Here is a 16,204-nt window from a genome sequence, read left to right as displayed (position 1 = left end):
TCGATTTAATTCACCGTCCGAATGGAATTTCGACGGCCTGATCTCTTCACCAATTGTTTATCTGCCCCGCATTCTATGAAAGAAAGTGCGGGGTTCACATGTCCAAGTTACTTACACCATTAAAGAATGCGCGCTTCTCGGCTAAAGTCGGGGGCGGGTTTGTCACAATGATACTTGTTGCAGCGGCAGTTGGTGCTGTCGGAACTGTTGCAATTCTTGGATTGCGGGCTCAATCGGATGTCAGCGCCAAGGCCACGGCGGCGATGGCAAATCTACAGCAAGTTGCCCAGGCGCAGGAGGCCTACCTTGCCGATAGCAGCCCGGACCTGGCACAGTCAGCGAGCGCCCGGATCGGACAGTTGGAGCAGGCACTGGTTTCTTTGGACAGTGTGTCCGAAAGCGGCGCAGGTGGTGAGGCGACCGAAGAAGCTATTGCGCTTGTGGGGCAATTGAGTGGAGAATTTTCCGGATTTGTGGAGGCAGTGGACAGCCGGCAGGCACAGGTGGACAGTCTTCTGAAGTCCGCTGTCCGGTTGGAGACGCTTTCCGTTCAGATCACTGACCAGATGAACAAGATACAAAGGGATGCCGGCAGCGCTGCAAAAAAGGCGACCGGTACCCGAAACCGGGCCGACAAGGTTGGCCGCATGCTTTCCGATATGGAAGACACCAGCTCTGAATTGTCGGTGTCAGTGGCCGAAGTCGGGGAGAATGCAGATCTGCCTGTTGAAGTGTCTGCCGCTCTATCCGATGGTGTCTTGTCTCTTGCCAAATGGGCCAAAAAAGCTGCCAAATTGAAGGTTGAAGGCCTGGATCCTGAAAAGATGAAAGGCCTTTCAGCGCTTGCCGTTGGTTTAAAAGAAAAAATGCCGAAGATCGAGGGGGAAAGCGCTCCGGCTGCACTGGTGTCAGCTGATCTTGCCGCCGAATTGGTTGTCGGGCTCCACAGCATACATGATCAGGCAGCTGTGTTGCGTAAAGTCGTTTACGCGGCGAGCGACGACGCCAAAAAGGTCGCTGGAAAGGCGTCATCCAAGCTTGGTATCGTTGATCTAGTGAATGTCAATGCCATCAAGTTTCAGCGGGCGGCACTCGAGATTCGCTCGGTCACAATGGAGTTTTTCGCCGGCTTTGAATCCATGGGCGCAGATGACGTTACAACGCGCATCGGAATTCTTCGCAATCTTGCGAACACGCTCAAGGCCGACAGCGCTGCCTTTCCTGAAATTACCGATGCGGTTGCCTCTATCGAGCAGGAGGTGAACAACTACGAAGCAGAATTTGCCAATATGGTCTCTGCCAAGGAGGTGTTTGACACCAAAAGGCTCGAACTTGCGGCGATCTCCGACAAGGTCCGGTCCGTCATCACGGCATTGACCGAAGCACAATCGGCCAGCGCATATGCGCGCGCCGACACGGCTCTCGGTCTGATTGCTGTCGCGCTGTTCGCGGCGGTGCTGGTTGGCGGTTTGCTGGCCTTTGTCGTCTCGCTTGTCATTACCAAGCCAACAAGAGCTTTGACAGCTGCGATGGGTCGTCTCGCGGAAGGTGACACGGATGTGGAAATTCCGTCGACAGATCAACGCGACGAGATCGGCGACATGAGCCGCACAGTGCAGGTCTTCCAGGAAAACGCCCGCGAACGTCTTCGCCTGGAAATCGAGGCTGATGACCACAGGCAGGAACAGTTTACCCGTCAGGAGGCTGTTGAAGGTCTGATCCAGGGGTTCCGTGAAGAAGTTCAGGGACTTTTGAGCGCACTCGACGAAACTGCGGCCGGCATGAGCGGCACAGCGTCTTCGCTGGGTGGCATTGCAAGGAACAGTGCGGAGCAGGCGGGGGATACATCGCGCGTTAGTGAAGATGCTTCCATGAGCGTTGAAAACGTCGCGGGTGCCGCCGAAGAACTATCCGCCTCGATCGCTGAAATTGGTGAACAGGTACGAAGGTCATCAGATATCGTGACGCAGGCAACCGGAGCCGTTCACGAGACCAACGGCAAGGTTCAGGGGCTTGCGGAAGCCGCATCCAAGATTGGCGAAGTGGTCAACCTCATTCAGGCCATCGCTGAACAAACAAATCTGCTGGCTCTCAATGCCACCATTGAAGCCGCGCGCGCCGGCGAGGCGGGCAAGGGCTTTGCGGTTGTCGCCGCCGAGGTCAAGGAGCTGGCGAACCAGACTTCGAAAGCGACTGAGGAAATCTCCTCCCAGATCCAAACCATTCAGGACTCCACGACTGAAGCGGTTGCTGCGATTGGCGAGATCTCTGACACGATGGAAGAGGTCAATGGTTATACGCAGGGCATCTCAACTGCTGTTTCTCAACAAGGCTCGGCCACTAACGAGATTTCCGGAAACGTACAGCGGGCCGCACAAAGCACGATGGCGGTGAAATCCAACATGGACCGGCTGGCAAAAGCGGTGGTCGAAACAAAGGATGCTTCAGGCAATGTGCTTGCGGCTTCCGATGACCTGAGCAACCGCAGTCTTGCACTGAAGCAGGGGATTGAAACCTTCCTGGACAAGGTTTCAGCCGCCTGAGGCAACAACGCTGGGTGTCTTTTTGGCATGCAGAAACCGCCGGACCTTGGGCCGGCGGTTTTATTTTTGCCGAGGCTGAATTCAGTTTGACAGGTTTTTAATATTGCAACTCATTCGCAACAAGCTTGACAGTTGCGAATGAGTTGCAATATCACTTGCAAGAAGATACTTTTCTGTTTGGGAGATTTGAATGACCGGTAACAAGCGCTTTTCAATGACAGCGGCCGTGTTGGCGACGGCGCTGGCGTCATTTTCATCGACAGCGACCTGGTCTGACGACAAGATGAAGGTCGTGACGACCTTCACTGTTCTTGCAGACATTGCGCAAAATGTTGCTGGAGACACGGCTGAAGTGGTTTCCATTACCAAGCCGGGTGCAGAGATCCACGGATATCAGCCGACCCCGCAGGATATCGTTCGTGCGTCTGACGCCGACCTGATCCTTTGGAACGGTATGAACCTTGAACTCTGGTTTGAACAGTTTCTCGGCAATCTGGGAGATGTTCCGTCAGCGACCCTGACGGATGGCATCGACCCTATTTCGATCCGCTCCGGCTCATATGAAGGCAAACCCAACCCGCATGCATGGATGGGTCTCGACAACGCGCTGATCTATATAGACAACATCGTCGATGCATTCTCCGCCCAGGATCCTGACAATGCCGACGCTTATCAGAAAAATGCCGAAGCTTATAAAGAGCAGTTGCGCGCGACGATCGAACCGCTTCGCGAAGCCGTTGCGGAAATTCCGGAACAACAACGCTGGCTGGTAACCTGCGAGGGAGCCTTCAGCTACCTTGCCCGGGATTTCGGCATGAAGGAGCTCTATCTTTGGCCGATGAACGCTGATCAAGTGGGAACGCCACAGCAAGTGCGTGCCGTCATCGATGGCGTACGCGAAAACGAAATTCCGGTCGTTTTCTGCGAAAGCACAGTCAGCACCGCACCGGCGGAACAGGTTGCACGGGAAACCGGTGCTGCCTATGGCGGCGTGCTGTATGTGGATTCCCTTAGTGAAGCCGGCGGACCGGTGCCGACTTACCTTGACCTGCTAAAAGTGACTGCCGGAACAGTCGTGGACGGATTGAAGTCGGCGGCAAACTAACCACTGCCTCGCCGCGTAAAAACTGCAATTGCGGTCAAGAGTTGGCCGCAATTGTGATCGTTTCAATAGTGTTCTTTAATGGCTTTTCGTGATGCTTCAAATCCTCAAGGACCCGGACATGGACATGACCGCTCAAGCAGCCGGTGATGGCATAACCGCCGAAGACGTCACGGTGACCTATCGCAATGGACATACCGCGCTTTGGAATGCCAGTTTTGAAATACCGCGTGGCACCGTAACGGCTCTCGTTGGCGTCAATGGAGCGGGCAAGTCCACGCTGTTCAAGGCGATTATGGGATTTGTGCCAGCCGCCAAGGGGCGGATCCGGATCCTCGGTCAGCCGGTTCAGGAGGCCCTGCGCCGGAATCAGGTGGCCTACGTGCCGCAGTCCGAAGAGGTCGACTGGTCGTTCCCGGTGCTTGTCGAAGATGTCGTGATGATGGGGCGCTATGGCCACATGGGCTTCCTGAGACGGCCGAAACAGGCTGACCGCGACGCCGTCGACCTGGCGCTGCAGCGGGTCAACATGCAGGACTTCCGTCATCGCCAGATTGGCGAACTGTCAGGAGGGCAGCGCAAGCGCGTCTTTCTTGCCAGAGCGTTGGCGCAGGACGGCCAGGTGATCCTTCTCGACGAGCCGTTCACCGGCGTTGATGTCAAGACCGAGGAGCAGATCATCGCGCTGTTAAAGGAACTGCGCGACGAGGGCAGGGTGATGCTCGTTTCCACTCACAATCTGGGCTCTGTTCCGGAGTTTTGCGACAGGACGGTTTTGGTCAAGGGCACTGTTCTGGCCTTTGGGCCGACCGACACAACGTTCACGCGCGACAATCTGGAGCTCGCTTTTGGTGGTGTTCTGCGCCATTTCACGATCTCCGACGAGACGCTGCACACCGATGGCGATCAACGCAAGGTCACCATTCTGACAGACGACGAACGGCCATTCGTTCAATATGGCGACCAGGTGCAGACGGCCAAGAAGACACCAGGGCAGACCGGTGCAGAAGAGGCTTCTGGGTGATGGAAGTGCTCTTGGAGCCATTTGGTTACAACTACATGACAAACGCCATGTGGGTCTCCGCGCTCGTTGGCGGTGTTTGCGCTTTCCTGTCCGCTTATTTGATGCTGAAAGGCTGGTCGCTCATCGGGGATGCTCTTGCGCATTCCGTCGTGCCGGGTGTCGCAGGTGCCTACATACTTGGTTTGCCGTTCGCGCTTGGTGCGTTTCTGGCCGGAGGGCTTGCGGCGAGCGCCATGCTGTTCCTGTCCGAAAGGTCGGGACTGAAAGTCGATGTCGTCATTGGTCTGATTTTCACGTCCTTTTTCGGACTTGGACTGTTTGTGGTCTCGATCTATCCGACATCCGTCTCCATCCAGACCATCACGATGGGGAATATCCTTGCCATTACGCCGGAAGACACGATGCAGCTGGCGATCATCGGCTTCGTCTCCTTGGTTATCCTGCTGACGAAATGGAAGGATCTGATGGTGACCTTCTTCGACGAAAATCACGCCCGGACCATTGGTCTCAGACCCGGTTTGCTGAAAGCGATTTTCTTTGTGTTGCTGTCGGCATCCGTGGTCGCCGCGATGCAAACTGTGGGCGCTTTTCTTGTCATCGCCATGGTTGTGACACCAGGTGCCACCGCCTATCTGCTTTGCGACCGCTTCCCGCGATTGATCGCACTTTCGGTCGTGATCGGCGCATCGACAAGCTTCATAGGCGCCTATGTCAGCTATTTTCTGGATGGTGCGACCGGCGGCATCATCGTCACTCTGCAAACGCTGATTTTCCTGGCTGTGTTCATGTTTGCGCCCAAGCACGGATTGCTGGCGGCAAAACGCAAGGCCGCTCAAGCGCTGTTAAAGGGACCGCCCGAAGATTTGGCAACCTTGGATGATGCAGGTAATGGCGCGCACCGTTCCAAGAAGGTGGAAGGAGCTGTTTGATGGATCTGGAGACAGTTCTTCTGCCATTTCGGTTCCCGTTCATGCAGAACGCATTTCTGATCTGCGTCATCGTTTCCGTTCCGACAGCGCTCCTGTCTTGCTTTCTCGTCATGAAGGGTTGGGCTTTGATGGGGGATGCGGTCAGCCACGCGATCCTGCCAGGCATTGTGGTTGCCTATATTTTCGGACTTCCCCTTTTGGTCGGTGCCTTTGCGGCCGGAATGATCTGCGCGCTCGCGACAGGGTACCTGTCTGGCAACAGCCGGGTGAAACAGGACACCGTCATGGGCGTGGTGTTTTCCGGCATGTTTGGTCTCGGGATCGTGCTATATGTTTCCGTTGAGACCAACGCCCATCTTGACCATATTCTCTTTGGAAACATGCTCGGCGTCGGGCAGGAGGATCTCCTAACGGCCGGCGTTATTGCCGTTCTTGTCGGCACCGCCCTCATATTGAAGTGGAAGGACCTCGTGCTGCACAGCTTTGATGCAGCCCAGGCACAGGCATCCGGTTTGCCGGTCAATCTATTGCACTATGGATTGCTGGCAGCCTTGTCTCTGACGATTGTCGCAACTTTGTCTGCTGCCGGTTTGATCCTTGCGATTGGTTTGTTGATTGCGCCGGGTGCAATCGCCTTCCTGCTTGTGCGAACATTCGGCACAATGCTTTGGGTTGCCGTCGGTGTGTGCATGGCATCCATGCTCGCCGGAACCTATGCGAGCTTCTTCCTTGATAGCGCTCCAGCTCCGACAATCATCCTGATCCTGACTGCACTGTTCGTGCTTGCTTTCATCCGCCGTATGCTGCTGACACGGAAGATGTCTCGGCAGCGCATGGAAATCCCTGCAACGGCGGAGTGATTGATCATTTCCTGAAGCGGTTGCCTTGGGATACAGCAAAGTTTCGCGCACGTGATGCGCGAACACAGAAAGAGGGCGGGACTGCAGCCACGCCCTCTCTGTTGTTATGCAGTCGGATCAGTCAGGCTTTGCGTACTGATCAAGGAACTCAAGAATGAGCGCTCCTTCCTCTTCCGTGACGCCTGCATTCACGAACATGCTCTCCGTAATACCGCGCCACTGATTTTTTGTGTGCGACGCCGGATCCTGAGGCACGTGGCACAAGGTGCAGTACTCGTAAAAGAGTTTTTCACCTGGCTCCATGTTCGCGGTGAAGGTTTCCTGAAGATTATCTGCACGCTCCAGTCCGAACCCCGATGTATCCAGAGAGACGACATCAGTCGTGGTCTTGGGAGGTTCATACGCCTGGTTCGGACCATCAACATCCGTGGCCTTGCGCATTTTGGCGATGCATGTGTTGGCTGTCGTTGCCTGACTCAAGCCGCTGGAGGCCCGGCTGGACGTGAGAATGTTGATCGCACCGGAATTGCAGCGACCCTTGCTGTCGAAAGACAGCCAGGCCCCTTCATAGAGCGATGCGACACCGCGCATGATGTTGTCGGAAACGCGCGCTCCGGCTATCAGCGCTCCGCGCTCGTTGTGAAGCTCAACGAGATCCCCATCCTCGATGCCGCGCTCAGCCGCATCTTCAGAATTGATCAGCAGGAATTCACGATCCTGGACATTCAATTCGTGCCGCAGATCAGACTGGGCAAACTGCGAGTGGATCCGGTTAAAGGGGTGCGGACTGACGACGTGAATATCGTCCGGTTCGCTGTTACCCAGATATTCGTCGGGCTCCAGCCACATCGGCATTGGCGGGCAATCCGGAATGTTCATCTTGGCGATTGTCTCGCTGTAGATTTCGACCTTTCCGGAAGGTGTTCTGAGCGGATTGGCGTCAGGGTCCTCGCGGAACTTGCCATGACGGACCCACTCGAATTCTTCCTGCGGCTGAGGCACACGGGCGACCCCGGTGGTCCAGAATTCATCGAAATCCATATGATCAGCCGCCGTAGACTTCTCATAAGACTCCTGAATGATGTCCATGCGTTCCATGTTGTTGGTGAACGGGCCCTCAACACCGAATTTTTCCGCCAGGCGCTGGAATATCTCAAAATCATCGAGAGATTCACCAACCGGGTCTATGAGCTTGCGCATGGCATAGACCTTGTCCTTGGAATAGGTGCCGCCGGAACTGATTTCATCCCGCTCAACATGCGATGTTGCCGGAAGGACGATATCGGAAAACCGGGCGGCCGCAGTCCACCAGGGGTCCTGACAGACGACCGTTTTCACCTTCTCCATTGCCTTCAGCAGTTCATTGGTGTCTTGCTGGTGCGACGCGAAGTTGTTGCCGGAATTGTAGATGAGATGAACATCCGGGAACTTGAAAGTACTGCCGTTTCGAGTGAACTCCTTGCCCGGATTGAGCAGCATCTCGTTCAACCTTGACGCAGGGCAGATGCCGATGACGCGGTTTCGTCCCTGAGGCAAGCCGCCTGGAACACGCGCTTGGGCGAACAGGGCGCCACCTTGGCCCCAGTGCCAACTGAAACCGACGCCGCCGCCCGGAAGGCCGATCTGGCCGGTCATTGCCGCGAATGCCGTTATCGCCCAATACGGCATTTCACCGTGCTGAGCGCGCTGGATTGCCCAGGAGCCTGCAAACTGGGTTCTGGTGGTGGCACACCGATCGGCGAGGGCGCGGATCTGATCAGCATCGATGCCAGTGATCGCAGCTGCCCATTCCGGTGTTTTGGGCCGGTCGTCGGTCTTGCCGGTCAGGTAGTCAATGAACTTGTCTGCACCGACCGTGTACTTGTCGAGGAATTCCCGGTCGTAGCTGCCGTTTTCATGGACGTGATAGCTCATGGCGAGGAAAAGCGCCGTATCCGTGTTTGGAACGATCTTGATCCATTCTGCATTCAGCCACTCGTCGGTGGTTGTACGCTGTGGGTTGATCGAGATGAAGTCGACACCGGCTTCCTTGATCTGTTCCCATCTCGGATACATGGAGTGATCGGTCGTACGGCCCTCTGCACGGCCGTTTTTATGCATATCGGTGCCAATCATCACGAAGGTCTCGCAATGCTGCAACATTTGCCACCAGGAAGTCTGGCGCGAATAAACCTCCATGTCGCCCAGAACGTGCGGCATGATGATTTGTCCAGCGCCACCTGAATAGTCGCCAACGGTGACAGCCGCACCACCGATCAGATTGAAAAAGCGGCCCTGTAAAACATTGGGTGTCAGAACGCCGCCATGAGACCAGCCCCCGTAGGAGGTTGAAAACAGACCCTCGTTGCCGTGCTCATCGATTGTATCGAGGATCGCACGTGCCACCAAAGACAGCGCAGTGTCCCAATCCACGCGCACAAAGTCTTCCCGCGCACGCAGATCCGGCCGTACATCGCCGTTTTCATAACCTTCAAGATAAGACCGGCGGACATGTGGATATTTGACACGTGTCTGGTGATAGGTTCGGCTGACGACCCCATCGCTGATCATTTTTGTCGGGCGTGGATCAAATTCTGTCCGTGGGATCGCCTTGATCAGCTGGCCATCCTTGATCATGCCCCAAAATGCACCGGCCTGACCGGCATGGGGAACGAATGTCACGCCGCGGTTCGCCGCAGCATGCGCCGAGATCGGAAACATACTTACCAGAAGAGTTGAGCAAGTCGATTTCAAGAAGTTTCGACGCGATAGAGTTACAGACATCATCATCGTCCTGTTGATTTAGGAATTTGCGCCGCAAGGCAGCGACACGAAATTGCGCCCGGATATCAATCCGAGGCTGAGGTAACGTGTTCAATTTTCATCAGAAAACCTTGGGGCACCTCGCACAGAAGTCATGCGATGTAACTAGTTACAAAAATATCCGGCGCGTCGGCATTGAGGTGTATCAATTTGCTGCTGCAATTTTTGGGGGTGGTGATTCAACGCGCGGAAAAGAGGGCTGAAATTGCCCTCATTTCCGAGATCAAAGTCTAGAAATTCGTACGCTGAAAGATCCTTTGCCCTTGGCCTCAGCTCTCGGGAAATCCGTCGCCGAGATCCCAGAACAGGCCGGTCATCATCTGAAGGCCTTCTTTCATCAAATGCGGCAGGACATGCTCGTCCGGGGCATGCTGGGAGCAGCCTGTGTAACTGTGCGGAACCCAGATTGTGGGCATGCCGATGATGTTCAGAAAAATATCGTTCGGCAGGGAGCCACCCGCGTTTGGGATGACCGTAACGGTTTTGCCTGTTGTCTTTTCGATTGAGGTGACAGCCCAAGCCACCGCCGGGTGCTCTGGATCCAGGCGGGATGCACGCAGCATCGACATGCGGGCCGGTTCAACGGTGATCCCGTCGAAACCCTGTGCTCTAAGATGTTCGCGGATCAGCGGAAGGAAAGTGTCAGGATCTGTATCAACCACGAAGCGTATCTGGCAGATGGCTTCTGCGAAGGGCGGCACGGCATTCTGAGTTTTCACAGGATCGCCGGTGATGAAAGACAACACCTCGAACGTGTTCCAGCCGAACACTTTCTCCGCCCCGCTAAGGCCGGGTTCACCCCACCAGGGATCGATCTCAGGGTCGTCAGGTCCTGAAGTGACCGTCACGTTGGCCAAGGCAGCGCTGACTGAAGGTTTGATCTGCCCAGGCTTCAAACCGGGATGAAGGATTTCACCGTTTCGGCTCACCAGAGTAGTGAGAGCATGCATGAGCACAATTGCGGGATTGGCAAGCAGCCCCCCCAATTGCCGGAGTGATGTCCGCCGTCGCGATACTCCAGTCTGAAGCGAAGATTCAGGCCGCCCCTGGTGCCGAGCTTGATATCCGGTCCGTCTGTCGAAAAGCGAGGGCCATCGGATGCGATCAGCAAATCCGCCGCCAGCAAATCGCGGTTTTTGCGGCAGAACTCTTCAAGGCCCGGAGACCCCATTTCCTCCGCCGTCTCGATCAGAAACGTGACGTTGTATCCAAGTCTGCCGCGTGTCTGGAGAACGTGGCGCATGGCTTCCATGTTGATGGCATGTTGGGACTTGTTGTCCGCTGTTCCGCGGCCAAACCATCGTTCACCGGATGGCGTTTGGGCAACTGTGAGGGCCCAGGGGTCGCGTCCTTCGCTCCAGCATCCGTCTTCACCGGGCACTGTGTCACCGTGTCCGTAGCAAAACAAAGTGGGCAGGGAAGGGTCTTCAATGCGTTTTGCCACCAGAAACGGCGCGCGCTCCAGCATTTCATTGCGATAGATCTCGACTGTAAATCCCATCGCCTCAAAGCGGGCCCGCATCAGGTCATCCAGATATCGTGTCAGCTCTTTCTGGTGCTCGAGTTCCCTGCTCGATGTTCGAACCGCCACCCTGTCGGCCAGTTCGGTCTGAAATCCACCGGTTTCGAAATAGTTGGATACGGCCTTGATCGCCGCCTCGCGCGTCGCCATTCGCGACCTCCCTCGGTTAAAAAATCTTGTCAGGTATCGCGTCTTGCCAGTCTTACTGCCGTTTGCCCGCGCCAGAGCCGTTTGGAAGGCATCACGAGCATGAGATCGTCTTCAGGCGTTCGAACGGGAGTTGTCCCATCGTATCCGATCAGTGTTCCTTTCTGCGCGATAACTTCTCCCCCTGAAAACGGTTCTGCAAAGACGAATCCTTCGTTTTGAATGGTGATTGCCTCCACGACGGTAAATGCGGATTGCGTGACACTCGGTTTGGAAAATGCCGCAAGTGCCTCCTTGCCAAGTGTCCCTGTGGCAACCAGAAAACGGATAGAAGCCTCCTTTGCAAGATCCTCCGCCGAGGCTTGCCAATGCTGGCCGCATTCGATCAATAGTGCCGTATTTCTCGCATCTGGATCATCGAAGGCTCCATAGTCCCGCATGCGCCGGCCTTCGGCATGACCCGCATCGCCAACGACGCGTTCCGGCACGCCAACAGACCCTGCGAGTGTCTTTGCGCGCTTCTGGCGTCCCGACATCATCAAGGGAGGCGCAAGATGCTGCATGCTGTGAATGTCCAGGAGACAGTCGATGTCATTCAGCGCCGGTCGGACTTCCCGTGCTCGGCGCAATTCGACACTGTCTCGCTCTCCTTCAAGCACTGCGACATCCCAGACCCGGTTGAAGTCCTCGTCAATCCACCTCGTTGCATTCGGGTCTGCCGGGTCGAAGGCTTCATAGGCAGCAATGTTCATGAAAGCCAAGGTCAGGCTGCCGGCTGCTGGTCTTACGTCCCTGTTCAGCAGCCAATCGAGCGCAATCGCCCCGCAAGGCTCATTGCCATGAACGATTGCGCTGATCATGACATTTGCTCCGGGCTTGCCGCTGTCAAACCGCCAGATGTAAGGGATGCCAGTATTTCCGGACTTGTACGGCGACAGATCAGGAGCTTTGAGTTCGACCGGGTATTCGTTTGGAATGTTGATTTCGGCCACTGGAACGTGCTCCTTTTTCATTGAAACCAGATTAGGGAGAGACGCTGGTGCATACACCCAAGGTTGCTTTGCTGGGTATGATTTTGGAATCGAACCGCTTCTCGCGCCCCGCCACGGAAGACGACTTTCGTTCGCTGACATGGCTGGATGGCGAACGACTGCTCGAAGAATCCCGGTTGGAAACACCTGCGCTTGCTGCCGAATTCGCTGCATTCGTCCGCGCCATGGATGCGACGGGACCCTGGCAACCCGTGCCCTGTACGCTCGCGGCCAGTCACCCGGCGGGACCCGTTGAACGGGCGGTGTTTGAGAAGATCGCCGACAGTGCAATCGCTCAATTGACGGCGGCGGGTCCTGTCGATGCGGTCTACATTTGCAATCACGGTGCCATGGTCGCCGAACATCTTCATGACCCGGACGGCGAATTGATGGAGCGTGTCCGCTCGTCCGTCGGTCAAGAACCGATTATTGTGAGCACGCTCGATCTTCACGCAAACATTTCGCAAAGGATGGCGAATGCTTGCGACCTGATCGTTGGATACCGGACCAATCCGCATGTCGACATGATAGAACGCGGAGAAGAAGCGGCCTTCTCGTTGCGGCGCTGCCTTGCAAGCGGAAGCAGGCCGAAAATAGCGCTTAAGAAACCACCGATCGTTCCCTCTTCCGTGACCCTTTTGAGCGCTGAGGCTCCTTATGGCGAGTTGATCAACTACGGGCAGCAAAGACAGGCCGAACTGGGCAGTGCGATTGTCAATGTCTCGGTATTCGGCAATTTTGTATTTTCCGACACGCCGGACAACGGCCTGAGCGTGGTCGTGACAGCGCGAGAGGACCAGAAACTCGCAGATAATCTGGCTCTGGAAATTGCGCAACGCGCCTGGAACAAACGAAAAAGCTTCACGCGCACCCTGACTTCGGTGCAACAGGCTGTGACGATTGCGCTGAATCCTGGAAAACTGCCGGTAATCTTTTCGGACGCCGGCGACAATCCGGGAGGCGGTGGATCGGGGCGCACTACTGAGCTTCTTGCGGCGCTCAAGGCAAGTGGCGCTGATCGCATTCTCTATGGTTCGTTTTTCGATCCCGATCTTGCCTGTGAAGCTCATGCGGTTGGCGTAGGTGCCAGTTTTACTGCGAGGTTCAACCGCAGTGCGGGCGCGGAGGTCTGGGAGAAATGGGACAAGCCAATCGACGCTTCGGCCAAGGTGCTTGCGTTGCATGACGGCAATGTGGTGGGGGAACGCGGCATGACAAAAGGCCGCCGGCTTCATCTCGGGCCCTGTGCAGCTCTGGATCTCGGCGGGATCCGCGTTGTTGTCATTTCCGACCGCACACAGACGGCGGACCCGGTTTTCTTCCATATGCTTGGGCTGGACGTGGGCAGCGCCAATTGCGTGGTGGTCAAGTCTCGAGGGCATTTCCGCGCTGGATTCGCGAAGTGGTTCGCACCCGATCAGGTTTTCGAAATCGACACTGCTGGCCTGACCAGCCCAGTGCTTGAGCGCTGGCCCTTTGAGTTTGTTCCACGCCCGAGTTTCCCATTGGACCCAGACACAAATTGGGAGAGCGCCGGCCAAAACTAAACGATCTCCGAGTATTCGTCCGCCGGAGTGGTGACCTTGACGTACTCCATGAATTGCTGCGCGAGTTCGGAAGGCTGCCGACCGGTCGGCAAGACGAAGCTGGTGTTGTAGGTGATCGGCGCGTCGAACGGCCTGACCGTGATATCCGCCATTCCCCCGGACAATACCGGAAAGGGATTGAGCAGCGTGACGCCAAGACCTTCCCGAACCAGCTCAAGCGCTGCCATGTTTGTTGCAGTTTCAGCAACGGTGCGCGGGCGAACGCCCGCCCTGGCAAAGACCTGCTCAGTGATCGCCCGCGTTCCGAGCCGTCGCAAAAACTCGATGAGTTCAACATCTTCAAGGTCGGACGGGGTGATGATTTCTTTCTGTTCCAGAGGATGGCCGGTTGGCATGGCGCACACGACCTGGGACCGCCGCCAGGGCACAAGTGTCACACCGGAACGCTGGATCATGGCGCTGGTCAGGCCAAGGTCATAACGCAGGTCCAGGATGCCTGAGACAAGCACGTCCGTCGCCTGAATATCCAGTTGAAGGCTCTTGCCCGGGTTCTGCTTCAAAAAGGCTGCAACCTGCTTGATGACAAAATTATGCGCCAGGGTGGGCGGTACGATAAGGCGCAAAGGCTCTTCGTCTGCTGCCGCCCATTCTGCTCCTTCGATCTGGGCGAGTGTTTCAAAGAGTGGATCGAGCTGTTCATTCAGCCTGAGTGCAGCAGCCGTCGGTTCGATCTTGCCGGAGCTGCGCAAAAAGAGATTGCGTCCAACGCGCTGTTCCAGCTGCCCCAGTGCCCGGCTTATGGAAGACTGCGACACACCAAGTCGTCGTGCGGCTCCGATGGTTGTCCCAGTCGTCACCAGTGCTCTGAGCGCTTCCATTTCTCGCAGTCTGTGGCGGTGTTCTGCCATGTATGTGGTGCTTCCAGCGTGAAGAGGGCGGTTGGTTATGTTGAATTGGCCTATGCAAAAATGCATTAACTTTACTGTTGGCAATGAATTTTCTGCAAGCTAACATCCTTTTCATCGTGCGGCAAAAAGTCCGGAAAAGGACACCGCACCTTCCGAGGGAGTTACACAGTCATGATAAAACTTACAGCCGCAGCAGCGGCTACAGTAAGCGCTCTGGCGTTGTTTACCGGAGCGGCTTTTGCAGAGAAGCTCACTATTGGCCTGGCGTCCGAACCAACGTCGATGGATCCTCATTTTCATAATCTGGGACCGAACAACGCAATGTCGGTTCACCTGTTCGATCGCCTGATCGCACAGGACGAGAAGCAACGCCTTTCTCCGGGCCTTGCCGTCTCCTGGAAACCGATTGACGATCTGACCTGGGAATTCAAACTGCGCGAAGGCGTCAAGTTCCATGACGGCAGCGACTTCAACGCTGACGATGTCATTTGCACCATGGAACGAGCACCGGATGTGCCGAACTCGCCATCCGGTTATGGCACCTACTTGAAAGGCAAGACCTTCAAGAAGATTGACGATTACACGGTGCATGCCGTCACTGAAGCGCCTTACCCGCTGATGGCAAACGATATTTCGACCATCCCGGTCATTTCCGACAGCGCCGGATGCGGGGCTGCAACGGAAGATTTCAACGCTGGTACCGCGGCGGTCGGAACGGGTCCTTTCAAGTTCTCGAACTATAAGCCCGGTGAGAGCATCACGCTCGTTCGCAATGACGACTATTGGGGCGATGCTCCTGTGTGGAGCGAAGTGGAATTCCGTCCGATCAAGTCCGGGCCGAGCCGTGTCGCGGCGTTGTTGGCCGGGGACGTGGACATGATCGCGGGCGTTCCGACAACGGACATCAAAACGCTTGAGTCAAAAGACGACATTCAGCTGAGCCAGGGCGTTTCGAACCGCGTCATCTACCTGCATATGGATCAGTTCCGCGAAGATTCTCCCTTTGTGAAGAGCAATGATGGCGGCGCTATCAAGAACCCGCTCATGGATCAGCGCGTTCGGCTGGCAATCTCGAAGGCCATCAACCGTGACGCTATCGTGGAACGCGTGATGGAAGGTGTGGCGCTGCCTGCTGGACAGCTGCTGCCGGAAGGCTTTTTCGGTGTCTCTGACAAACTGCAACCTGTTGCCTATGACCCGGAAGGGGCAAAGGCTTTGCTGGCAGAAGCCGGTTATGGCGACGGTTTTCAGATGACCATCCATGGCCCGAATGATCGCTACATCAACGATGCCAAGATCGCCGAGGCAATTGGCCAGATGCTGACAAGAGTCGGCATCAAGACAGCAGTCGAGACAATGCCGCGTTCCGTGTACTTCGGGCGTGCTTCTCGTGGCAGCCCGGACGGACTGCCTGAGTTCAGCTTCATTCTCGTCGGATGGGGCGCAGGATCGGGCGAAGCGTCTTCACCTCTGAAGTCACTCATCCACACCTACGACAAGGACAAGGGTTTCGGTTCTTCAAATCGCGGACGGCATTCCAATGCGGAGATTGATGCGCTGATCGAGGAAGCTCTGAGCACCGTGGACGACGAGAAACGTCAGGACCTGTTGGCCAAATCCACCGAAATGGCCATTGAGGATGTCGCTATCATCCCGACGCACTTCCAGGTCAATACCTGGGCAGCCAAGAAGGGCTTGAAGTACATTCCGCGGACCGACGAATACACCCTCGCAACGGGTGTCGTGAAGGAATAGTCAATCCTTCCGGGCCGCCGCCAATGGCGGCCCG

General features: G+C 56.1%; 12 protein-coding genes. 7 read left to right on the top strand and 5 right to left on the bottom strand.

Going from position 1 to position 16,204, the window contains the following annotated elements; genetic code table 11:
- Positions 1-98: 98 nt before the first annotated feature.
- The 5 genes from ACZ1HV_RS07065 to ACZ1HV_RS07045 all read left to right on the top strand — a co-directional run bounded on the left by ACZ1HV_RS07065 (position 99) and on the right by ACZ1HV_RS07045 (position 6,458).
- Complete coding sequence (locus tag ACZ1HV_RS07065) at positions 99-2,543, top strand: methyl-accepting chemotaxis protein (RefSeq protein WP_472717701.1); 2,445 nt, start codon at positions 99-101, stop codon at positions 2,541-2,543.
- Between the two features lie 190 nt (positions 2,544-2,733).
- Positions 2,734-3,648, top strand: a complete 915-nt coding sequence (locus ACZ1HV_RS07060) for a metal ABC transporter substrate-binding protein (protein WP_472717700.1) — start codon at positions 2,734-2,736, stop codon at positions 3,646-3,648.
- Between the two features lie 118 nt (positions 3,649-3,766).
- Entirely contained in the window at positions 3,767-4,669 is a 903-nt protein-coding gene (locus tag ACZ1HV_RS07055) for a manganese/iron ABC transporter ATP-binding protein (RefSeq protein ID WP_472717699.1), read from the top strand.
- A complete protein-coding gene (locus tag ACZ1HV_RS07050) occupies positions 4,669-5,598 on the top strand; it encodes a metal ABC transporter permease (protein WP_472718412.1) in 930 nt (309 codons plus the stop codon). The genes ACZ1HV_RS07055 and ACZ1HV_RS07050 overlap by 1 nt, the downstream gene beginning before the upstream one ends.
- Complete coding sequence (locus tag ACZ1HV_RS07045; protein WP_472717698.1) at positions 5,598-6,458, top strand: metal ABC transporter permease; 861 nt, start codon at positions 5,598-5,600, stop codon at positions 6,456-6,458. The genes ACZ1HV_RS07050 and ACZ1HV_RS07045 overlap by 1 nt, the downstream gene beginning before the upstream one ends.
- A gap of 117 nt (positions 6,459-6,575) precedes the next feature.
- Here ACZ1HV_RS07045 and ACZ1HV_RS07040 read toward each other — a convergent pair whose 3' ends face one another.
- From ACZ1HV_RS07040 to ACZ1HV_RS07025, 4 genes are all read right to left on the bottom strand, one after another.
- The gene (locus tag ACZ1HV_RS07040; protein WP_472717697.1) at positions 6,576-9,221 is read right to left on the bottom strand and encodes a molybdopterin-dependent oxidoreductase; all 2,646 of its coding nucleotides are present in this window, start codon (positions 9,219-9,221) and stop codon (positions 6,576-6,578) included.
- Between the two features lie 308 nt (positions 9,222-9,529).
- Positions 9,530-10,210, bottom strand: a complete 681-nt coding sequence (locus tag ACZ1HV_RS07035) for a hypothetical protein (RefSeq protein ID WP_472717696.1) — start codon at positions 10,208-10,210, stop codon at positions 9,530-9,532.
- Positions 10,186-10,932: a M20/M25/M40 family metallo-hydrolase gene (locus tag ACZ1HV_RS07030; protein ID WP_472717695.1), complete on the bottom strand. Its 747-nt coding sequence runs from the start codon at positions 10,930-10,932 to the stop codon at positions 10,186-10,188. The genes ACZ1HV_RS07035 and ACZ1HV_RS07030 overlap by 25 nt, the downstream gene beginning before the upstream one ends.
- Before the next feature lie 29 nt (positions 10,933-10,961).
- Positions 10,962-11,921 (bottom strand): M14 family metallopeptidase, encoded by a 960-nt coding sequence (locus tag ACZ1HV_RS07025; RefSeq protein ID WP_472717694.1) that lies wholly within the window; start codon positions 11,919-11,921, stop codon positions 10,962-10,964.
- Between the two features lie 47 nt (positions 11,922-11,968).
- Here ACZ1HV_RS07025 and ACZ1HV_RS07020 point away from each other — a divergent pair, with 47 nt between their 5' ends.
- Complete coding sequence (locus ACZ1HV_RS07020; RefSeq protein WP_472717693.1) at positions 11,969-13,507, top strand: M81 family metallopeptidase; 1,539 nt, start codon at positions 11,969-11,971, stop codon at positions 13,505-13,507.
- Here ACZ1HV_RS07020 and ACZ1HV_RS07015 read toward each other — a convergent pair.
- Positions 13,504-14,415 carry a LysR family transcriptional regulator gene (locus tag ACZ1HV_RS07015; RefSeq protein WP_298958465.1) on the bottom strand — a complete coding sequence of 304 codons (912 nt, stop codon included), beginning with the start codon at positions 14,413-14,415 and terminating at the stop codon, positions 13,504-13,506. The two genes, ACZ1HV_RS07020 and ACZ1HV_RS07015, sit on opposite strands and share 4 nt — an antisense overlap.
- Positions 14,416-14,586: 171 nt before the next feature.
- On the opposite strand from ACZ1HV_RS07015, the gene ACZ1HV_RS07010 reads away from it, so the two are divergent.
- Positions 14,587-16,170, top strand: a complete 1,584-nt coding sequence (locus ACZ1HV_RS07010; RefSeq protein WP_472717692.1) for an ABC transporter substrate-binding protein — start codon at positions 14,587-14,589, stop codon at positions 16,168-16,170.
- Positions 16,171-16,204 lie beyond the last annotated feature (34 nt).

The organism is Roseibium sp. JB4-4 (genome assembly GCF_055693425.1).
This window is presented reverse-complemented; position numbering and strand designations above follow the sequence as displayed.